Origin of the sequence: Rufibacter hautae (assembly GCF_008271695.1) — a bacterium.
Taxonomy (GTDB): Bacteria; Bacteroidota; Bacteroidia; order Cytophagales; family Hymenobacteraceae; genus Nibribacter; species Nibribacter hautae.
The window spans coordinates 881,938-903,229 of the sequence record NZ_VKKY01000003.1 but is presented as its reverse complement, the minus strand read 5'-3'; the positions used below and the strand labels follow the sequence as shown (position 1 = coordinate 903,229).

The window sequence follows — 21,292 nt, the reverse complement described above, 5'->3', positions numbered from 1 at the left end:
CTTCCGCCTACATCAGAATCGTTTTCAAGAAGATTTTGCAAAAATTGACTTAAAACAGAAAAGCCTCAGATATCTTCTGAGGCTTTTCTGTTTTTGAGAAATGGTCTGACTATTTGTGGTCCAGTTGGGCTAGTTCGTCTTTCACGAAGTCTACCAAAGTCTGGATGTACTCGCTGGAGAAATCAAAACGGATGCCAGCGGCGGCGTAGATCTCCCCAATGGTGGCGGTGTAGCCAAGGCTCAAGGCTTTTTTGTAGCCTTCCAAGGCTGCTTCAGGCTCAGATTTGTAGCGCTTCCAGACGGCGACAGCGCCTAGTTGGGCCATGGCGTACTCCACGTAATAGAAAGGCACTTCGTAGAGGTGCAGCTGTTTTTGCCAGATGTACGGCTTGATGTGCTCCAATCCGCTCCAGTCTACTTCCTGCAAATTGAATTCCTCAAAGATGCGCACCCAGTTCTGGTGGCGCTCTTCCACAGTATGATTAGGATTCTCATACACCCAGTGCTGGAACTTGTCAATAGTGGCTACCCACGGGAAGGTCTCCAGAACGCCCTCCAGGTGTTGGCGCTTGGCGCGTACCAGATCCTCCTGGTTCGGGAAGAAGATGTCCCAATAATCCAGGGTGAGCAATTCCATGGACATGGAAGCAAGCTCGGCCACCTCGGACGGTGGGTGTTTAGCGGCGTTGAGCGGTAAATCACGGGTCAGGAAGGAATGGACCGCATGGCCGCCTTCGTGCAACAACGTTACCACATCGCGCAGGGAGGAAGTCGCATTCATGAAGATGAACGGCACCCCGATCTCATCCAATGGGTAATTGTAACCGCCTGGTGCTTTGCCTTTGCGTGATTCCAGGTCCAGGTGGCCCATCTCGCGCATGGTTACCAGACAGTCGCCCAAGAAAGAATCCAGGTGATAGAAGCACTCAATGGTTTGGGAAAGCAGCTGGTCGCCGGTTTTAAATGGTTCCAGCGGCGGCAGCATACTGGGGTCAACGTCCATGTCCCAAGGACGCAGGGTATCCAGGCCTAACTGGTCTTTATGGTTCAAATCGATCTGGCGGGTAACGGGCACCACTTTCTCCTTAATGGCCTGGTGGAAGGAGAAGGTGTCTTCAGGACCGTAGTCAAATCGGCCAAGGGCGGCGAACATGTAGTCCCGGAAGTTCTCAAAGCCGGCGTTCAGGGCCACTTGGTGGCGCAGTTGCACCAACTCGGTGTAGAGTTCGTCCAGTTTTTCTTTGTCTTCGAGGCGGCGGTTCTGGATGGCTAGATAGGCATCCTCGCGCACAGCGCGGTCGGTCTGCTTCAGGCGGTCGGCAGCACGTTGCAGGGTCATCTCTTCCCCGTCCAGGGTCACCATCATGGCTCCGGCAATGGCGCCGTACTGCTGCTGCTTGGTGCTGATCTCGGTCTGCAGCGGAATGTTCTCCTCCCGGAACAGTTCAATGGCCCGGCGCACGCCCCGCAGGTAAATGCGGTATTTCTCTTCGTCCAGCCCGTCAATGTACGGCGATTCCACCAGTTTGCGGTTGAAGGCATCGTCATACGGCGAGGCTTTGGGCTCAATCTCGGTCACGAAGAACTGGAATGCCTGCGTGAGCGCCTCGTCCTGGGTGTCGCAGGTCATCTTGATGTAGCGCCAGGCCAGGTTCTCAGAGAGCACGCTCTCCAGTTCACTGCGGTCCGCGATCCATCTCTCCAGGTCTTCCTGCGAGTGGATCTCACGGGTTTTCAGTTCCTCAAAGTATGACTCCAGCGATTCCCAGTCCCGTACCTCAAAGTCTGCGGGCATGTACTGGCGGGGTTTGCGTTCTGGCAACGCGAGCGTTTGGGAGGTGTTTTCCATAAATCGGGTTAAAAACGATTAACCAATCTCAATCACCACATCGGCGGTGAGCGGATGGCCTACGCAGTTTAGAACGTATCCTTGGGCAATTTCCGCATCTGACAAGCCTTCGCGCTCATCTAAATGCACGCGTCCGCTTACGCACTTGCCCATACAGGCGGTGCAAAGGCCGGCCTGGCAGGAATACGGCAAGTCTATATCGGCCTTCAAGCCGGCATCCAGGATGGTTTCGGTGGGTTTCACCTCCACCTGGTACTCCTGGCCTTCGTAGCGGATGGTGACGGTGCGGGTGATGATCTCGTCAGATTCAGGAGCAGCACTCACATCCGCGGAATGGGCCTCTGGTCCGGTTGGCGCCGTGAAACTCTCTTTATAGATTTGATTTGCCGGTACACTCATGAAATGAAGCGCCTCGCGCACCTCGTTCATCATCCCCTCAGGGCCGCATATGTAAAAACTTTCCTGCTGATAGCCAGGCACTCTTAGGTCTTGCAACAGGCGCAGCACCATGGAGCGGTCCAGCAAACCAATGTGATCCTGCTTCTCAGTAGCGTCTACCAGGGCTTCGTTGAACACGTGCACCACTTTGAATTTATCTGGATTTTGTTCTTCCAGTTGGGTCAGTTGGTCTTTGAAGATGACAGAATCCACGTTGCGGTTACCGTAGATGAGCGTAACGCGGCTCTGCGGCTCGTATTTGAGCGTGCTTTTGAGCATTGACAGCAACGGCGTGATGCCGCTTCCGCCACCGAACAGGAAGATGTGGCGCTTCTGGGAGGGCTCAGGCTTGAGGTTAAAGTTCCCTATAGGAGCCATCACCTCAATAGTCTGGCCCACTTGGGCATTCTGGGCAAGGAAGTTTGACACCAGACCGCCTTCTACCCGCTTCACCGTCACCGAGAAATAAGGCTCGTCGGGAATGCTGCACAGAGAGTAGGATCTGCGTACTTTTTGTCCGTTCACGGGAAGGATCAAGGTAAGGAACTGACCGGGAACGTAAGGGATGTTCTTTTTATCTGGATGATCTAAATGAAGGGTGATGGCATCTGACGTCTCCTGCGTGATGTCCGCCACTTTCATGTTGAAATAAGCGTTGCTCATAGTTTCTATACGAAAATCGTAGGTGATTCGGGTTTGACTAACTTTCAATAAGGGAGGAAAGTTACAACATTTCATATTCCCGCCCGAACTTAGGGTAAAAAAAGCAGGCGGTCGTTTGTTTTTGCCCTATCTTTCCGAATTGATAACCCTCTGCATACGTTTTAGCGCCATTCTATGGAAACTACGGCCAAACTGATCTCGCTTCTCACTGCCCACGCCTCTTCCTTCGCCCCTATCCTGGACCATGATTTGAATGCCCCGGATGTGGTGCGCCTTGATTTCACCGCTGCGAACCAGACTCTGCTCCAAGCCGACTTCAAGGATACAGCTTCTTTTGAGCAGTTTGTGCAGGAAATGCTCCGCGAGAAAAACGCGACAGTGGGCGTGGGAGGATATTTTGAGGACCGGGTCATCTATCGGCGCAGCGAGCATTTTGGGGGAGCAGGTGAGTCTCGGTCCCTCCATTTGGGCGTGGACATCTGGGCTCCGGCTCACATCCCCATCTATGCGCCACTGGCGGGAACCGTGCACAGTTTCCAGGACAATGCCAACTTCGGGGATTACGGCCCTACCATCATCCTGCAGCACGAACTGGACGGAATCATTTTCTATACCTTATACGGTCATCTCAGCCGCACCTCTTTAGATGGTTTGTCTGTGGGCAAGCCCATTGCCGCCGGAGACCAGATTGCTACCATGGGCCCATACCCCGAAAACGGTGATTGGCCCCCGCACCTGCACTTTCAACTTATGGCAGACCTGCTAGGCAAAAGCGGGGACTTCCCCGGTGTTTGCGCCCCTTCTGAGGAGGAATACTATCGGCAGATTTGCCTTGATCCGAATCTGGTCCTGCGGTCACGGCATTTAGGGCAGGATGTATAATCCTTGGATGTACCATCTAGTACTTGAAATTAGAGGATAAATGGACACACCCGCAGCATCTATTATATAAAATATCAAGTTCTTACCCTTGTGATAATGTTTAACGCAGAACGTTTCCTGACCCACATCCAGGACTTCGCGGTGCTGTATGGCATCAAGATTTTAGTAGCCATCGTTATCCTGTTGATTGGCCTGTGGCTCATCCGGCGAATCACGGATTTCACGTACCGGTTGATGACCCGCAAAAACGTGGATCCGTCCTTACGGCCTTTCCTCAAGAACATCCTCAACATTGTGCTGTTGGTGATGCTCATTATTATTGTGATTGCTCAGGTGGGTCTGGAGGTTACTTCGTTCTTGGCTTTGCTGGGGTCTGCGGGTCTTGCGGTAGGTCTGGCGTTGCAAGGAAGTCTCTCCAATTTTGCGGGCGGGGTCTTGATTCTGGCCATAAAACCGTTCAAAGTTGGGGATTACATTGAGGCGCAGGGGCAGAAGGGCACGGTGGCGCTCATCAACATCTTCAACACTGTAATCACTACCGAGGACCATAAAACCATCTATCTTCCCAACGGGCCTTTGGCCTCGGCGGTAGTGGTGAACTATGACGTGGAAAATACTAGACGGCTTGATGTCTCTTATACCATAGATGCTGCTATTCCTTTGTCCAAAGTTCGGGAGGTGATCCAGCGTGTGATTTCCACCGATGACAGGATTCTGCAGGACCCTGAACCCAGCGTGGGGGTTGAGAAACTTGCCGCTGGAACCATGACTATTTCGGTGAAAGTGTGGGTCCAGCGCGGCGATTACCGATTCCAACAGGTATCAGAATCTCTGAACGAAAAAGTGAAAGAAGCTTTTGAACAAGAGGAAATCGCCCTGAAATAAAAAAAACCGGCAGACCTTAAGATCAGCCGGGATATACCATAGGCTTTTAAGCACTGCCCCGTTTCAGGGCTATTTTTAGGAAAAGAGCCCTGAAACCGGGGTTAAGCATTTAATCAAATTTAATGGCTTTCACCGGGTGGATTCGGGCGATAAGCAAGGTGGGCAACAGGATGGACAGCATGGTCAAGATAAATGTGATGCCGTTGATGCCTACCCAGATGCGCCAGTCCCAATGGATGGGCACGGTGTCCATGTAGTAGTTCTCGGGGTCTAGTGGGATGAGGTGGAAGTAGTCCTGCACGCCACAGAAGAGCAGGGCCAACAGGTTTCCGCCGATGAGTCCGGCAATGGTGAGCCGCAGGCCGCGGTGCAGGAAAATGCCTCTTATCTGTCCGTTGGTGGCGCCCATAGCTTTGAGCGCGCCTATCATGTTGGTGCGTTCCAGAATCATAATAAAGAGCGTAGACACCATGTTGAAGGTAGCCACAAACACAATCAGCACCAGAAAGATGATTACGTTCCGCTTGAGAAGTTCCAGCCAGTCAAAAAGCTGGGCGTAGGTATCGGTGATTTTCTCCAACTGTAAATCGTAGTTCATCTTATCAAAGACCTGGCTCGTGACGGTGTCAATCTGGGTGAAATCGCTGAGCAGGATCTCGTAGCCACCCACCAGGGTATCAGGCCACTGGTTCAGGTCCCTGATCTGCTGCAGATCGCCCAGCACGTACACATTATCGAACTCTTCCAAGCCGGTCTTGAAAATGCCTTTCACCTCAAAGCGGCGCATGCGCGGCGGATTCTGGATAAAGTAGAACAATACCTTCTCCCCTACCTTCAGGCGCAGTTTATCGGCCATGAGTTGGCTCATCATGATTTGGTTGGAGGCGGCGGTATCGTTGAACTCCAGCACCGAGCCTGAGACCAGGTTGGCCTGCATCCCCCGGAAATCATAGGTGGTGTCCACGCCTTTCAGCACCACGCCCAGCACCTCGTCATCGGTTTTGATAATAGCTGTTTTGCGGGCGAAAGGCTGCAGATGCGCCACCCCCGGAATGTTTTTGTAGTCGCCTAGCCCGGTGGAGGTACCCATGGGGTAGCCTTCAAACGAATTGTTGGTGTCAAATTTGCTAATTTGCAGGTGCCCGCCAAAGCTGAAGATCTTTTCCTGTATCTCGTAACGGAAACCTTCCAGGATGGCGAACGACACAATCATGATGGCAATGCCCAGCCCTACGCTGAACTTTGCTATTTTTGTGACCGAGGCGGTAAATGAGTCTGAACGGGCGCCAGTCAAACGGCTGGCAATGTATCGGGAAAGATTCACTTCGTCTATTTTGTGCTTAAAGATAGCTATCTGTTCTTAAACTAAACCTATGCTTGTAACCATCCTCCGTACGGCGATGTTCTGTGCCACGCTGGCCAGCTGCAAACCAGCCGTAACCGTCCCCACCACGGATAGCCCTTCTGTCAGCGGCACATCCGCCCCTAATGCTTCGCAACAGCGGTCGCCACAGCAGGCCCCTCTCCTAACGGGCGCGCAGCAGACAGAGTTATATTTACCGTACCTGCAGGGCAAACGCGTGGGCATGGTCGTAAACCAGACCTCCACCATTGGCAAGACCCACCTGGTGGATACCCTGCTGAGCCGCGGCGTGAAGATCACCATGATTTTCGCACCAGAGCACGGTTTCCGCGGCGATGCCGATGCGGGCGCCCACATCAACAACACCACCGATCCTAAAACCGGCATTCCTATCCTCTCATTGTATGGAAAGAACAAAAAACCGAGCGCCGAGATGTTGAAAGACGTGGATGTCCTCTTGTTCGATATCCAGGACGTGGGCGTGCGTTTTTACACCTACAGCAGCACCATGCACTACGTGATGCAAGCCTGCGCCGAGCAGAACAAGCCCATGCTGCTGCTGGACCGGCCCAACCCCATCGGTTACCTGGTGGATGGTCCGGTGCTAAAGCCCCAGTTTAAATCCTTCGTGGGCATGAACACCATTCCCATCGCGCACGGGCTCACGTTGGGCGAGTACGCTTTGATGATCAACGGCGAAAAATGGCTCCAAAACAGCGTGCAAGCGCAGGTGAAGACCATTCCGGTGAAAGGCTACACGCACAAGATGTTCTACTCGCTGCCCATCAAACCGTCACCCAACCTGCCCAACGACCAATCCATCAGATTGTATCCGTTTCTTTGCCTGTTTGAAGGAACAACCGTAAGCCAGGGCCGCGGCACGCAGACGCCGTTCCAGGTCATTGGGGCACCGTATTACCCGGACAAATCTTTCTCTTTCACACCAGTGCCTATTCCGGGCATGTCCATGGATCCGCCTTACAAAAACCAGATGTGCTACGGAAAAGACCTGACCAAAATGCAACTGAAAGAGAATTTCACCCTGAGTTATTTACTCGACTTTTATCAGAAATCGGGGCAAAAAGAGAAGTTCTTCAACAACTTCTTCAAGAGCCTGGCCGGCACCGATGAACTGCAGAAACAGATCATGGCCGGCATGACCGAGAAAGAGATCAGGGCGTCCTGGAAACCAGAACTGGAAGCCTACAAGAAAATGCGCAAGCAGTACCTGCTTTACCCAGATTTTGAATAACATGCAGAAAGAAGACCTCCGGATTATCTTCATGGGCACCCCCGACTTTGCGGTGCCCGCCCTTCAGGCATTGGTGGAAAACAACTGGAACGTGGTGGCCGTGATCACCGCCCCGGATAAACCCGCAGGCCGAGGCCTGAAACTGGTTTATTCGCCGGTAAAGGAATTTGCCTTACAGCATGATTTACCGGTATTGCAGCCTACCAACCTCAAAGACCCGGCTTTCCAAGAGGAACTCCGGAGCTACAATGCCACTTTACAGGTAATTGTGGCCTTCCGGATGCTGCCCGAAGCTGTCTGGAACATGCCGCCTTTGGGATCATTGAACATCCACGCCTCGCTGCTGCCCCACTACCGCGGCGCGGCCCCTATCAACTGGGCCCTCATTCACGGCGACCAGGAAACCGGCGTCACCTCGTTTTTTCTGCAGCACGAGATTGATACCGGAGACATCATCTTGCAGAACAAAGTGGCCATTGCCCCGGAAGACAACTTCGGGACACTCTACGAGAAGCTGAAACACGCCGGCGCCGACCTGCTGCTGGAAACCGTTTCTGCTATTGTTGAGGAACGCGTGCAGCCGTATCCACAGCCCCAGCCCGAGGAACCGCTCCACATGGCTCCCAAGATATTCAAACAGACCTGCCAGATAGATTGGACGCAGCCTGCTGAGCAGGTACACAATTTCGTGCGCGGATTGTCGCCCTACCCTGCCGCCTGGACCGTGCTGGAGGAAAAGCAATTCAAGGTGTTTTTGGGCCGAGTTCTGGAAAACGGCCCCGAAACGGAACCCGGCACCTACTCCACCGATGGCAAAACCTATCTGCACATCCATTGCGGAAACGGCACCGCCTATGCGGTAGAGGAATTGCAGATGGAAGGCAAAAAGCGCATGAAGATTCAGGACTTTCTGCGGGGTTTCACGTTTCAACACGCCATATGATCGCACTAGTAGTAGCCATCGCGGAGAACCGCGTGATCGGAAGAGACAACCAACTCATCTGGCACTTGCCCAAAGACCTGCAGCATTTCAAGAAACTGACCATGGGCCACCCCATGGTCATGGGCCGAAAAACCTTTGAAGCCATCGGGAAGCCCCTGCCCGGCCGCACCTCCATCATCGTAACCCGGCAACCGGACTACCAAGCACCCGAGGGATGTATCATTACCACCTCACTGGAGGAAGCCTTGCAGCAGGGACTTTCAAAGGATGAGCACGTGCTGGTAGTAGGCGGCGGCGAAATCTACGCCCAGGCCCTTCCTTTGGCTGAAGTGGTTTACCTCACCCTGGTACACGAATCTTTTGAGGGCGATGTACAATTCCCCGAACTGCAAGCCGATGCCTGGGAGGTCACAGAGCAGGAAGAGCACCTCGCCGATGAGAAACACGCCTATCCTTTCACCTTCTTCACCTTCCGGAGGAAAGCTGGGTTCAGTCAGAATTAAGGTGGCTTCTTTACTTAAGGTCTGATTTTACGAAATAAGCTCCTAAACAAGGAAGTAGTTTGATTCTTTATCATCCGCTTTATGCAAACAAAAAGGGCTTCTGATGATCAGAAGCCCTTTTTGTTCTAGCAAATTCTTTTTAAGGCTGATTTTTAGAAATCAGCCTTAAAAAGGGTAGTTATCGGAGGATGTAGATTTTACCGTAGCCCTTCTTGAAGGCTTTGTCTCCCTGGGTGTAGCGGTGCTTCATATCCTCAGGTCCGTTATCCATCACCACGCGGTATAGGTAAACGCCGTTGGCCAGTTTGTCGCCGAACTCATCGGTTCCATCCCAAGCAAATTCAGAAACGTTGTTGCCTATTTTGATTGGGCCCAGTTCCTCTTTCTGCACCTCTCTAATCACTTTTCCGGTCACAGTCATGATCTGGATTTTCATCTTGTCTGGCACAGTGCTTCCGGTTAAGGTGAACACGAATCTTGTTTTAGACGAGAACGGGTTAGGATACGGATAGAAGTTGGTTACCGATGATTCGTTCACCACTTCGAAATTAATGCTGTACCGCTCATTTCCTGCCCGTTGACCCAAGGCATCAAAGCCTTGAACTTCCAAAGTGTATTTGCCGTCAGCAAGTTTCTCAGGGTGGTACTCCACCCTGAAATCATTCTTGTCATCAGCTGGGTACCACCGGATGTTAGGATTAGAGCTCACCTCGATCTCCTCAAAATCGCCACCTTCTTTCTTCAGGTAGACCTTCATAGAAGTAGGGTCGGTGATCGGGATTTTGCGGTTATTGTCTTTCAACACCATACTGATCAACGGGCTCGGAGACACAATATCGCCATCCAGAATTCTCACGCCATCAAACACTACGTCCAAAACAGGCGGCATGCCAGCAGTAAGGTTTACATTGAAAGGCACCTCCAGCGTGTTGTTAAAATAGTTTTGTTCCGGCAGGATCCGAGGGTTCACTGTCACCCTTAGTCTGTTAGAACCTTTCAGGTTCAAAGTAGAGAACTTATGGGTGAAGAAAACCGTGTCTTCTTTCTGCAGCGGCTCCACTTTAAAGGTCTTCACCGTTTTAGCCCCGTTTTCTTCAAACAGGGTGGTTTCTACCGTGAGAGAATCAGAGAAGTTCACCTGGCTTATATTATGGAAAGCATATTGGAGATTCACCTCCCCGCTAGCTGCCTGCTCAGATAGTTTGTTGTATTTATCCAAACCAACCAGGTCAGGACGAACCAATCCTTCTGGCAATCCGTCATACAATACCGTCCACTGACCTAGTTGAGGTGCAGTTCGCTGGGTTTCATCCTTCAATGTCAATTTTAACCTTAGATAAGGATACGTAGCCGCATTAACATCGGCTAAACTAAGATTGGAGGTCGTCACATTTGAAGAAAGAACTGTTTCCTTTCCGGTCTGGTCTACCCCAACCACATCTAATTGGTAGCTATCTGATGATTCCAGTTTAACTTGATGGTGAAGTGATTTCCACTCCTTGGAAGGTCCGATGAGGGTAGAAGTCAAAACACCTTGGGCGTCACTCACTTGAAGGACCCTTTCAATTTGAACCGCCTGCATGTTTCTTGGGGTAGTGGCGTCTGCATCACTTCCACCAAATTCAGTTGCAGAACCAGACGCAATCCCTTTTCGGCCTAAGATCACGAATGGATCTCCATTTTTTAGATTATCAATGATAGACGATCCAATTCCTTTGAAGGCTTCTCTTAAGGTAGGTTTAAAGGATTGGTACGGAATGGTGTTTATTCCTACCATGGCAACATGGTAGCCAGCCGGTACTGCTTTCAAAAATGCTTCTAACCTATCTTGGTTTGCAACGGTTGATAAATTGGAGAATTGGTAAACAAACGTACCAGATAGACCACATCTGCTTCCCGCATTGGCAGGCATGCTGGTGTAAGGCTCCAAGGTTACATCATTGAAAACCATTGCCAGAATATTAGGTCTTGTATATCCACAATTATCCCAGAAGAAAGCATTGTTGTCTATGAATATACCAAAAGGAGAACTCAGTGACATGCCCAAGGCGCCACCGCCACCTTTTATCAGAATGCTTTTATACAGAGGCGCAAACTCCAATTTGTTGGCTTTTTCGTTCAGGTTTATTCTTTGGAGGTCAGATTTTGTAAACTGACCTAAGTTAGCCTGTGACCAACCACTGGCACTCTGCGGAATATGCCTGAAGGAACTTACTGCCCAAACAGTATCTTCTTCAGCTGAAAAGGAGTTATACCTCAGACGCCAAAAGTAGACAGTACTGTCGTTTGAAGCAGTTGGGGAAGGTAATTGGACTTCCCAAGTAGGCAGTACTGCAGCATTCACAACAGTCGTTTTCTTCCATTGGCTTTTGAACGATGCGGTAGTGTCGATTTCAAAATAGTAATCCCGAGGTGCTGATAGCAAATCGGTTGATTGCCCAATGAGCTTTACTTTATCTGTTGAAACAATCCCATATTCATTAGGAGTTAAAGCAACTACCCCACTTTTAGAAAAGAAGGTTTCAAATGTATACTCATTATTGGTTTCATCAATTTCTGGGATTGTATCTGTATGGTCTAACTTAATTCTGAAGGTATTGACTCCCGAACCATCAGTGGTTAAAGCTTGTAGCTCTAGTTTTATGGTGTCCCGGTAATAAACGGCTGGAATTTTGATGGAGTCATAAAGCAGTTCAGTCCCATTTTCTAGGGTTCTATTGATTGAAATGTAGGAAGGTGATTCATTAACCTTACCTAAGTTTCTAACGTCGATTGATAAAACAAAGCTTTCTGAGGTAGCCGTAACTTTCCCTCCGTCTGTACCTGAAATACTTACGCCTCCATTTTCAACAGTATAGTCGGCATTTTCTGGTGCAATAAGCAACAATGCTGGATCTGATTGAAGGACCATTTGCATGGCCATGGCTGTGGCATTCTCCCCACTGATGGCATTAGTCACTTCTTGAATTACTTGTTTATGCTGTATTCCCAAGCGTTTTCCAAAGAACTCTGGATTACTGAAACAAGTCCTATAGAAACTAGAACTAAAGATGTTCAATAGCGAAGGGTACCCATAGCTGGCATGACCTAAAAACGCAAGTGCACCTTTTTCCGGAGTTAATAGCCAGTCTTCTCCGAATGATTTCGCGGGAATAAAGCTGTTACCAACATTACAACCATTCATTAAGATCATGGGATATTTACCATTGTTCCTGTACCCAGACAGAACATTAGAAACAAGCCCAATGTCCAAATCTGAAGTTGTGGTAGAACTGTGTCCGAAGAAGGTAATCAAACTCAACCCTGCATTAAGCTCTTTTGCCACATTGATGGTATCCAAACCTGCAATTGAACTCCTGATTTTGGTGGTGACACTTGCTCCTAACCACTTTCCTTCCGCAATCTGTTCATATGACCTCAGGTATGCAGCTAGCGTCGTACGCTCTGATCCTTCAATACCTCCCCCTAAGTGAAGAATGTTCTTCCTCCACTCCAGATTCTGAGGCAAACTTTCATGTAACTGAACCTTGTTAAGGTAACTCAGAACCTCCTGAGGTGTATTAGCCGGAATCCTACCAGTGGCTACTTTTGGCACGTATTTTCCCTGCTCCCAGTCAGCTGTAAAGAAAACATCCGAGCCAGGTGTACCTCCCGTGGGCACTAAATCCTTATAAACAAGAGCTGCGGGATTCTTCCGCACATTAATATTATCAGCTTCTAACCCCTTACCAATTATAAACAAGTATTCTGGTTTGCCATTAACCATCATAAATTTCATAAACCTTCTGATGGCGGCAGATGATTTATCGCCGTAAAAGAACTGGTCATACAACTGACCCACCTCCATTACCAAGGTATCATAATTGCCGCCTGCAGCAGAAGCTCTAAATGCAGCATAGTCTTTTACAGGATTTAGAGACGAATTCACCGGCTGCATCAATGCCTGATGGGAGACTATAATATAGGAGGCTGTGTTCCCGGTCAAGGCTCTAAACTTCACCTCACTGACTGGCAGGGGAACGATAGGCGATTTGGACCATAGAAAGCCTTTTCTAGCCAAGCCAGAGGTGGCTCTGGAAAAAACAAATTCCTTTTTAGAACCATTAACATTGCCTTCAATCCTGTAAACGTTATTTGGGGAGGTAATATCATAAGCTATGGCTCTTGCCGCGGCAGTACCTTCAAAAGAAAACAATTCTTCACCATTTGGTGCCTTCGCAGCATCAAACGTTAGTGTTCCCCCATTGATTACCGGGTTTCTAGGATATGTAACTTTTGCATAACAAAACCGAAACGTACCGCCAACAGCACCAGCTCTAATCCTAAGAGTGAGCTGGCCAGAAGCAGATATACTGGAAAAATCGAACGGGAACGTGGCATTACCTAACCCATAGGTTGGGCACTTTATATTACCAATTAGCTTTTCAACCCCATTTTCAACTACAAAAACATTCACATCAGGAGCCACAGGATTATTACCCACAATCATGACTTCTACTGTAGGCCTTGGCCCCTGCGTACTAACATTCTGGATTGAATCCACTTTATACTCCCGCACAGAAGCGGCGGCGGTAGTCAGATTGAATCCTCCCGAGGAGTATCCTTCCCCTACATCGCCCCAAGACAGGTGATTTTCGCCATATTTCTTTCCGCGTGCATAAGCATCTAAAGCTTGGTATACACGCGAATGCATCACCCATGGCTCTGGAGTAAGCGTGGAAGAACTAGAGGATTGAGAAATCATTCGCCTACCGTTTGCACCAGACCAGGTTAAAAAGTAAGCAGCTGTATCAGTATATAAGCTGTAATTGAGATTGTGTTTTTGATCCTCTGGATTTTTGTAAAGCTCTCTATCCAAAGCCCCGTCATTCTGTTCCCCGTAGAACTCAATGAAGTCACCAGCGTCAAAAGAGCCGTCTGCTTCACCTTCCACGTGGATGGAGACTTCCTGGCCCCGGCGATAGAGTTGGAAATTGCGCGGGTCTACGTCATTGATGCCGGCGGCTTGCAGGTAGGTTTTGTCTAAACGGTAAATGCCAGTAGCGGGCACTTTTATTTTATAGTATTTCTGGCTGTAATTGATCCACTCATTCCCGTAGGTGATCTGCTGCCCATAAGAGCGCTGCGCAGAACCCAACAGGGCAAAGAAAACTAGAGCAGTAAGAAGTAAAGATTTTAAATAGTAAGGTGTCTTCATATAAATTAGCGCGCGCACAAAAATCAATCAAAACTATAGGCCAAAGAAACAATCACGGAAGAGACTTGGGAGTTATCAGAAACTTTGGATAAGGCCAAGTCTAGTTGTAGGCCACGGGTGGCTACACCAATGCCAAAATTTGGCTGTACTTTCCAACTGCTTTTTCCGTCAAGGTCTTCTATTTGCTGCACGTTATTGAAACCACCGCGCAAAAACACGGAGTTGGCATAACCCAGCTCTACTCCAACCCTTGGGTCCACGGAAACTACTCCGGTAGAGAGCAAGGTATTTCTTTTCCCATCAGTGGTGATTTCCAGGTCAGTGGCCACTAAAGCAGAGAAGCGGTTGGCGAACTGGAAAGAGCGGCCGGCACCCAAAATCAAACGTGGCAGGGTAACCTCAATGCTGTTGGCGTTAAAGGACTCCTGGTCTTTCAGATAAGTATCTTCCAGTTCATCGGGGTTCAGTCTCCAGGCGGTGAAGGTGGTGGTGATGTCTTTGGCCATCAACCCGAATTGCCAGTTGCCCCGGCGTAACTGCGCCCCGGCATCAATCCCGAAACCCCAGGCGTTGGCGAACTTCCCTACGTTGCGGTAAATGATTTTGGCGTTGGCACCCAAGGTAAGACCTTTGATAAGGTTGCTCTGGCGGGCGTATGATGCCAAGAAAGCGTAGTCTGCCACCGAGAAGAACTCAATGCTGTCATACTGGATGGCGCCATACTCATTCTGCAGGCGGCGAGTATCCGCGATGTCATCCACGCCTACCCGGATTACCGAGAAAGCCAAGGCACTAGTAGAATCCAGATTGGTGGCGTAAGAACCATAGTCGTTTTTGATGATGCCGGCGAAAAGCTCAGAGTGCATGTACGCGGCATTGTGACGTTTAGGCAAGCCTACGAGACCGGCAGGATTCCAGAATCCTGCCGTGGCATCGCGCACGATGGCCGATTGCACACTCCCCATCCCTAAGGCCCTAGCCCCTACCCCAATGTTAAGGAACTCATTGCTGTACTTAGGCGCAGAGATATCCTGTGCCTGCGCCTGGTCAGGAAAAAGAAGGTAAGTAAGAAGTAAAAAGATGGGTACTAGTTTTTTATTCATAAAATATAATTATACGTCATATACGGAATAATCATGTAAAGATAGTGCCATCTGGCAACATTATAACAACATTACTTTAGCGCTTATTACACTCACTGAGCAAGTTCTGTTCCATTTTACTCCTATTTCTTTCCCGCCAGCCTGCCTACCTCTCCCAAAGCCCCTTTCAGTACTTGCCGCAAGCATTTTCTTGAGGAAAACAGCAACCAAAAATAAATTTCACCAGTACCTTGTTTTACATAGTACCTTCTTATATATTTGTATCAATAATTCAGACTCACAGACCATGAAAGTAGAAAACACACAAGTGCAGATGCGGAAAGGGATTCTGGAGTACTGCATTCTGGAAATCATCGCCCGCGGCGAAGCCTACGCCTCCGACATGCTGGAGGAACTGACCGCAGCCAAGATGATCGTAGTGGAGGGGACGCTCTACCCACTGCTGACCAGATTGAAGAACGCCGGCCTCCTGGACTACTCCTGGGTGGAATCCACCTCGGGACCTCCCCGCAAGTACTACAAACTCACCGCCACCGGCACTGAGTTTCTAGAGCAGCTCCGCCTCACCTGGCTGGAACTGGTAGACTCCACCACCTTCATCATCAACCGCAAGAAATCCAACTAGCCATGAAAAAGAATATAAGTGTCAACCTGCAAGGCATGATCTTCCACGTGGAGGAAGACGGCTACGAGATGTTGAGCCAATACCTTGCCGGCATAAAGACGTACTTCTCTACCTATGAGGGGCATGAGGAGATCGTGGCCGACATAGAGTCCCGCATCGCGGAGATCTTCTTCTCCCGCCTGAACCCGGGCAAGCAGGTCATCTCCCGCGATGACGTACAGGCGCTCATCGCGCAGATGGGAACCATCGCCGACTTTGAAACGGTGGAGATTGAAGAAGCAGAAGCCACCTCGGCCAGAAACCAGGGCAGCACCGCTACTCCTCCGCCGTACGAACCCGCTCCCACAGAGCAGAAACGCCTGTACCGCGACGTGAACCGCAAAGTGCTGGCCGGTGTGGCGGCAGGTATCGCCAATTACCTGCAGATGGACCCTATCTGGGTAAGACTGGCCTTTGTGCTGCTGGTGCTGGGCGTACCGTTTACCGGTGGCTTTACCATCCTGGGGGTGATCCTCTACGTCGTTTGCTGGGTGGCTTTGCCTAAGAACGCTGCTTTGCCAGACATTCCGGTGCGCAAACTGTTCCGTGACCCGGTAGACAAGAAACTGGGCGGCGTGGCCAGCGGTATCGCCATCTATTTTGGGGCAGACGTGGCCATCATCAGACTACTGTTCCTGCTGTTCTTTTTGATAGGCGGGGTGGGCCTGATCCCTTACATCATTCTCTGGATTGCCGTGCCTGAGGCTAAAACCATAACAGAGCGGGTGCAAATGCAGGGAAACCCCGTTACGCTCTCCAGTATAGAAGAATCGGTTAAAAACAACTTGAACATGCGGGACGCTAACGGGCAGGAGAGCACCTTAGCCAAAGTCCTCTTGTTTCCGGTTCGTTTGGTGTCGCAGGTGATCCAGGTCTTGTCCAGAGTGCTGAACCCGGTATTGGGTGCCTTGATCACCTTGGTGCGGGTATTTGCGGGCCTTTTGTTGATGGTGGTAGCCGGTGGCTTTATGATTGCCCTGCTCACCTCCTTAATGATAGGAACCGGGGTTTATGACCAGCCCCAGTATTTCAACGTCGGGGATATCCCGGCTGCGGCTTTCTTCAATGCGGTTCCTGGCTGGTTGGTATGGGCAGGTTTCTTCGCGGGCTTTATCCCGGCGCTCCTGTTGTTCCTTCTGGGCGTGGGTATGCTGGCCAAGCGGTTCCTGTTGCGCCCCACCGTGGGCTGGCCTATGCTGGGCGTATGGCTTCTGGCCCTTGCGGCTTTACTGAGCGGTATCGCGCTTACGGCCCGTCAGTTCCAGGAAACCGGTGAATTTGCCACCGAGCAGACTTTTCCGGCGGCTGCCTACCAAACCATGGTCTTCAACATCCGTGACACCAACCATAGCTACGGCCACCGCATGCGGGTGAAAATGGAAGGCTACAACGGCACCGATGTGAAAGTGATTCAGACTTACAAAGCCAAGGGCATGGACGAGGCAGACGCCATCAACAACGCCCAGATGATCTCCTACAAAATGGTGCAGCAGGATTCTGTGCTTCGGTTCGATGACGCGTTCATCTTCAAACCCAACGCCATTTTCCGCGACCAGGATCTGGAAATCAGAGTTCTGATCCCCGAAGGAAAGCAACTCCGCTTCTCTGAGGGCTACGCCAACCACTTCTCAGATGAGATCACCGACGGTGACTATTACTCTGAGGACCTGGCCAGCAACACCTGGCAGATGAAAAACGGCCGTCTGGTTTGCCTTACCTGCAGCGTAGTGGACAGCACCGGCGGCACCACCGCCCGCCAGCCTCGCACCGCCGTGGGCATGGACGATGACCTGGCCATTCTCAAAGACCAGTACGAGGGCATCGCCAAGATCTATAACGTGCGTGACTTTACTGAAATAGAGGCCGGAGGCGCTTACCATATAAGAGTGCGTCAGTCTCACCGCAACTTCGTGCGGGTTACCGGCTCCCAAGACGAGCAGGAAAGACTGAAGATACGGGTGCAGAACGGCGTCTTAAAAATCAGCCGTGAGAGCGAGTTCATGAAATGGTGGGAAGGCAACAAGAGCGCAGTCCTCATTGAGGTAGAAACGCCAGACCTCTCCCTAGTGGACATTGGGGGAGCCGCTAAAGCCGAGATCATAGGTTTTGCGCCGGAGAACTTCACCATCAAGCAATCTGGGGCCAGCGAAGTAGCCATCAGCATCAGCACCGGCCATCTGGATGTTGACCTGAGCGGCGCCTCCCGGGCCAGCCTAAAAGGCACCGCCGATGACCTTTCTATTGACGGCAGCGGCGCGTGCAAAGTAGACGCTTCCAAAATGGAGGCCCAGGTGGCCCACGTAAACGTAAGCGGCGCAAGCCAGAGCGTAGTGAACGTAGCGAGAGAACTGTATGCCGATGCCAGCGGAGCCAGCTCCGTGGAATATGTGGGCGAGGCCCGAGTAGAGAAAAATCAATCTGGTGGTTCCCGCGTAAACCGCCGCAGATAGTACCCGTTTAGGGCCTGTTTTGCAGAAAATAGGCCCTAAACGATTTGTCACCAAAAGCTCTCTTTCTGGATTTCTTGAGAAGCTTTTGTATAGGGAGGACGCGCTTCTGGCAAAGTCCTCCTTCTTTTTCCCCCTCCATGAAATGAATCTAAGTTGCTGAATTTACCTTCCCTTATTCAGCCCTCCCTTTTCTCCTCAGAGATTTCGGCAAACCCTGTTGCCGCTTAGACTTCCACTTCATCCCCATTCAACTCAGATGAAAAACCAGATTTTCGCCATGGGCTCTATGGTGCTGGCTCTATTTTTGGCCTCCTTTTCCCAAAGTAAGGCCCAAACGCCCCCTACAGATTGCGACACTAAATTGCTTTCCTATAAAAACTGGAAAGAGACACCAACAACGCAGTGGAATCTAACCCTGCAAAGTCCTTCGGGCGGAAGCCTGGAATACATTGGCACTACGCATACCTCAGATCCCACGCACGCCCAGTTTGCCCAGATCAAACAGGCCTGGAACACGCTGAAACCAACCCTTGCCTTTTTTGAGGGACCAAACCGAGGTGTTGCTGCCACTGAAGAGGAAACCATCAAACAGTTCGGGGAGTCTGGCTACGTGCGCTTCCTGGCCCAAGCCGATGGCATAAAAACCGTGACCTTGGAAATGTCACCGCAGGAAGAGATAGACCAACTCTTGAAATCCAGCCGGTTCAGCAAGGAGCAAGTCAAGCTGTTTTTTGTACTGCGCGAGGCAAGCCGACTACGGGAGCGTAAGGTCCTGAACGAAGACCAGCTGAAAACCGCCATCACCCAACTGCTGCAGAAAGCCAACACCATGATCAAGGGTTTTGACGGAGTGATTCCGGATCTAGCGGCTTTACAGGTGGCCTACCAGAAATACTGGACGGCTCCAGTTCACTGGTGGGAGGCTCCAACCGCTTGGTTTGACCCTTTGGGAGACAGCCTGAAAACCGGCGGTAACTTCACCAACGACATCAACCGCCAGAGCAGCGAGAACCGAAACGCGCACATGTACCGGATCCTTTCTGAAGCCGTCCTTAGAGGCGAGCGGGTACTGGCGGTGGTGGGCAGAAACCACGTGCCCATGCAAGCCGAGGCTTTGAAGTGCGCCCTAACTAAAAAAGCCAACCCATAAAAAAAGAGGAATCCGTTTAGCGCCTGTTTTTGTAAATCAGACGCTAAACGAAATCCTCTTTTGGTTGAAACTTCCGGTTCCCTACTGCTTTCAGGAAGTCACCGGCTGCAAACCAAGCTTCTTGCCTTCAGATAATAAGAAAGGGAAAGCCTCGTCATACTCGTTGCGGATTTCGCCTTCCAGAATGGCCTCCGTGATGGCGTTCTTCAGGATACCTACTTCCTTGGACGGAGAGATCCCGAAAGTCTGCATGATCAAGTCTCCGCTGATAACCGGTTGGAAGTTGCGCAGGCTGTCTTTCTCCTCCACCTCTTTCAATTTGGCCTCCACCTTCTCAAAGTTCTGCAGGTAGCGCTTCACCTTGTCATGGTTCTTGGAGGTGATATCGGCTTTGCAGAGTTGCATGAGCAAGTCGATGTCATCTCCTGCCTCAAACAATAATCTCCGGATGGCAGAATCAGTCACGGTTTCCTTTACCAGCGCAATTGGCCGTAAGTGGAGCCGAACCAGTTTCTGCACCTGCTTCATGTGCTCGTTCAGCGGCAACTTGAGATCAGCGAAAATCTTAGGCACCTGGCGGGCGCCGCGGTCTTCGTGGCCGTGGAAGGTCCAGCCCACTTTCTCGTTGTAGCGCTTGGTCTCGGGCTTGGCGATGTCGTGGAGGATGGCGGCCCAGCGGAGCCAAAGGTCATCTGAGACCTCGGCCACGTTGTCCAGCACCTGCAGCGTATGGTAGAAATTGTCTTTGTGCGAGTTCTTGTTGATCGTCTCTACGCCGTGCAGCTTCACCATTTTGGGGAAGATCAAATGCAACAGTCCGGTCTGGAACAGCAGCTTGAATCCGTACGACGGCTTTTTGGAGAGCACGATCTTGTTCAGCTCATCGGTGATGCGCTCCTGCGACACAATCTTAATGCGCTCCTTGTTCTCCCCAATGGCGTCAAACGTGTCTGGGTCGATGTCAAAGTTGAGTTGCGAGGCGAACCTGATGGCCCGCATCATCCGCAACGGATCATCTGAAAAGGTGATGCCCGGCGCTAGCGGCGTTTTGAGGTTCTTGCGCCGCAGGTCCTTCATCCCCTCGAACCGATCCACCAACTCCCCGAAACTGCCTTCGTTCAGGCTGATGCCCATGGCGTTGATGGTGAAGTCGCGGCGGTTCAGATCATCTTCCAGTGTTCCTTGCTCCACCTCGGGCTTGCGGGAATCGGACCGGTAAGACTCTTTGCGGGCTCCCACAAACTCCACTTCCCAGCCGTCCTCGGTTTTGAGCATGGCCGTCCCGAAGTTCTTGAAAACGGCTACTTTGGGTTTGTTGGGGAGCTTACTGGCCACCAGTTGCGCCAGGTCAATGCCACTTCCTATGCACACCACGTCAATGTCTTTGGAGGGCCGCTTAAGCACCAGGTCCCGCACAAATCCACCGATGACGTACGCCTCCGTGTTCAACTCCTTCGCGGCCTGGGCCACTACGGCAAAAACTGGGTGTTCTGGAAGGGTAATCTCAGTGGTCATGGGCAACAAATTGATTCTGTACTTTTTAAACAACCCTTTCCTGGTTGGAAAAGACACTGTTCAGGCTGCAAAGGTACGGGAATGGGTAGGCTTTGACAAACCCAGCCATTTTAAGCCTGCTTTTGGCAACTCGGCAGCAAAACAGAACAGGCAGAGACACTCAAAGGCTCTGCAGACAACACGGAGGTCTTCGAAGCCACAAAACCTTCAGCCTATAGCCCGTTTACTTCTTCTACACCTGGTATCTTTCAGGATAGCGCCAGAATCAAAGCGAAAGCATTGTTCCTTCCATTATTCAAAAGCCTTGGCAGCGGATTTTGGGAAGCCCTTCAACTCACCTTTACACCCGCCCAAAAGACCTAGTCATGTTCAAATATTCTTTAAGTGTCTCGCCATTTACGCTTAGGGCATGTTTTTACTAAAACGGCCTAAAAA

General features: G+C 50.7%; 14 protein-coding genes. 8 read left to right on the top strand and 6 right to left on the bottom strand.

What is annotated here, in order from left to right:
* Positions 1–109: 109 nt before the first annotated feature.
* On the bottom strand, positions 110–1,849 hold the full coding sequence (locus FOA19_RS20195; RefSeq protein WP_149092642.1) for a M3 family oligoendopeptidase: 1,740 nt from the start codon (positions 1,847–1,849) through the stop codon (positions 110–112).
* An 18-nt stretch (positions 1,850–1,867) separates the two neighbouring features.
* Positions 1,868–2,950 (bottom strand): ferredoxin--NADP reductase, encoded by a 1,083-nt coding sequence (locus tag FOA19_RS20190; RefSeq protein ID WP_149092641.1) that lies wholly within the window; start codon positions 2,948–2,950, stop codon positions 1,868–1,870.
* 174 nt (positions 2,951–3,124) lie between these two features.
* Here FOA19_RS20190 and FOA19_RS20185 point away from each other — a divergent pair, with 174 nt between their 5' ends.
* On the top strand, positions 3,125–3,832 hold the full coding sequence (locus tag FOA19_RS20185) for a peptidoglycan DD-metalloendopeptidase family protein (RefSeq protein ID WP_149092640.1): 708 nt from the start codon (positions 3,125–3,127) through the stop codon (positions 3,830–3,832).
* Between the two features lie 96 nt (positions 3,833–3,928).
* Positions 3,929–4,717: a mechanosensitive ion channel family protein gene (locus FOA19_RS20180; RefSeq protein ID WP_149092639.1), complete on the top strand. Its 789-nt coding sequence runs from the start codon at positions 3,929–3,931 to the stop codon at positions 4,715–4,717.
* Between the two features lie 109 nt (positions 4,718–4,826).
* Here FOA19_RS20180 and FOA19_RS20175 read toward each other — a convergent pair whose 3' ends face one another.
* Positions 4,827–6,041: an ABC transporter permease gene (locus FOA19_RS20175; RefSeq protein WP_149092638.1), complete on the bottom strand. Its 1,215-nt coding sequence runs from the start codon at positions 6,039–6,041 to the stop codon at positions 4,827–4,829.
* Positions 6,042–6,090: 49 nt separating this feature from the next.
* Between FOA19_RS20175 and FOA19_RS20170 the strand changes: the two genes are divergently transcribed.
* The 3 genes from FOA19_RS20170 to FOA19_RS20160 are packed head-to-tail and all read left to right on the top strand — an operon-like array spanning position 6,091 to position 8,778.
* Positions 6,091–7,332 (top strand): exo-beta-N-acetylmuramidase NamZ family protein, encoded by a 1,242-nt coding sequence (locus FOA19_RS20170; protein ID WP_149092637.1) that lies wholly within the window; start codon positions 6,091–6,093, stop codon positions 7,330–7,332.
* Between the two features lies 1 nt (position 7,333).
* Complete coding sequence (gene fmt, locus FOA19_RS20165) at positions 7,334–8,275, top strand: methionyl-tRNA formyltransferase (RefSeq protein WP_149092636.1); 942 nt, start codon at positions 7,334–7,336, stop codon at positions 8,273–8,275.
* Positions 8,272–8,778, top strand: coding sequence for a dihydrofolate reductase (locus FOA19_RS20160; RefSeq protein ID WP_149092635.1), 507 nt, complete (start codon positions 8,272–8,274; stop codon positions 8,776–8,778). The genes fmt and FOA19_RS20160 overlap by 4 nt, the downstream gene beginning before the upstream one ends.
* 178 nt (positions 8,779–8,956) lie before the next feature.
* Here the strand turns inward: FOA19_RS20160 and porU2 are convergent, their stop codons facing one another.
* Positions 8,957–13,975, bottom strand: coding sequence for a putative type IX secretion system sortase PorU2 (gene porU2, locus FOA19_RS20155; protein ID WP_149092634.1), 5,019 nt, complete (start codon positions 13,973–13,975; stop codon positions 8,957–8,959).
* Between the two features lie 23 nt (positions 13,976–13,998).
* Complete coding sequence (locus tag FOA19_RS20150) at positions 13,999–15,078, bottom strand: putative type IX sorting system protein PorV2 (protein WP_149092633.1); 1,080 nt, start codon at positions 15,076–15,078, stop codon at positions 13,999–14,001.
* A 286-nt stretch (positions 15,079–15,364) separates the two neighbouring features.
* Here FOA19_RS20150 and FOA19_RS20145 point away from each other — a divergent pair, with 286 nt between their 5' ends.
* The 3 genes from FOA19_RS20145 (at position 15,365) to FOA19_RS20135 (ending at position 19,342) form a co-directional block, all read left to right on the top strand.
* Positions 15,365–15,703, top strand: a complete 339-nt coding sequence (locus FOA19_RS20145) for a PadR family transcriptional regulator (RefSeq protein ID WP_149092632.1) — start codon at positions 15,365–15,367, stop codon at positions 15,701–15,703.
* Positions 15,704–15,705: 2 nt separating this feature from the next.
* Complete coding sequence (locus FOA19_RS20140; RefSeq protein ID WP_149092631.1) at positions 15,706–18,192, top strand: PspC domain-containing protein; 2,487 nt, start codon at positions 15,706–15,708, stop codon at positions 18,190–18,192.
* Between the two features lie 256 nt (positions 18,193–18,448).
* Positions 18,449–19,342, top strand: coding sequence for a hypothetical protein (locus tag FOA19_RS20135; RefSeq protein ID WP_149092630.1), 894 nt, complete (start codon positions 18,449–18,451; stop codon positions 19,340–19,342).
* A gap of 90 nt (positions 19,343–19,432) precedes the next feature.
* Here FOA19_RS20135 and FOA19_RS20130 read toward each other — a convergent pair whose 3' ends face one another.
* Entirely contained in the window at positions 19,433–20,857 is a 1,425-nt protein-coding gene (locus FOA19_RS20130) for a CCA tRNA nucleotidyltransferase (RefSeq protein WP_149092629.1), read from the bottom strand.
* Positions 20,858–21,292 lie beyond the last annotated feature (435 nt).

Coding starts and splice junctions, on each gene's coding strand:
- FOA19_RS20195 (WP_149092642.1), bottom strand. CDS start 1,849: ATGGAAAACACCTCCCAAACGCTCGCGTTGCCAGAACGCAAACCCCGC.
- FOA19_RS20190 (WP_149092641.1), bottom strand. CDS start 2,950: ATGAGCAACGCTTATTTCAACATGAAAGTGGCGGACATCACGCAGGAG.
- FOA19_RS20185 (WP_149092640.1), top strand. CDS start 3,125: ATGGAAACTACGGCCAAACTGATCTCGCTTCTCACTGCCCACGCCTCT.
- FOA19_RS20180 (WP_149092639.1), top strand. CDS start 3,929: ATGTTTAACGCAGAACGTTTCCTGACCCACATCCAGGACTTCGCGGTG.
- FOA19_RS20170 (WP_149092637.1), top strand. CDS start 6,091: ATGCTTGTAACCATCCTCCGTACGGCGATGTTCTGTGCCACGCTGGCC.
- fmt (WP_149092636.1), top strand. CDS start 7,334: ATGCAGAAAGAAGACCTCCGGATTATCTTCATGGGCACCCCCGACTTT.
- FOA19_RS20160 (WP_149092635.1), top strand. CDS start 8,272: ATGATCGCACTAGTAGTAGCCATCGCGGAGAACCGCGTGATCGGAAGA.
- porU2 (WP_149092634.1), bottom strand. CDS start 13,975: ATGAAGACACCTTACTATTTAAAATCTTTACTTCTTACTGCTCTAGTT.
- FOA19_RS20150 (WP_149092633.1), bottom strand. CDS start 15,078: ATGAATAAAAAACTAGTACCCATCTTTTTACTTCTTACTTACCTTCTT.
- FOA19_RS20145 (WP_149092632.1), top strand. CDS start 15,365: ATGAAAGTAGAAAACACACAAGTGCAGATGCGGAAAGGGATTCTGGAG.
- FOA19_RS20140 (WP_149092631.1), top strand. CDS start 15,706: ATGAAAAAGAATATAAGTGTCAACCTGCAAGGCATGATCTTCCACGTG.
- FOA19_RS20135 (WP_149092630.1), top strand. CDS start 18,449: ATGAAAAACCAGATTTTCGCCATGGGCTCTATGGTGCTGGCTCTATTT.
- FOA19_RS20130 (WP_149092629.1), bottom strand. CDS start 20,857: ATGACCACTGAGATTACCCTTCCAGAACACCCAGTTTTTGCCGTAGTG.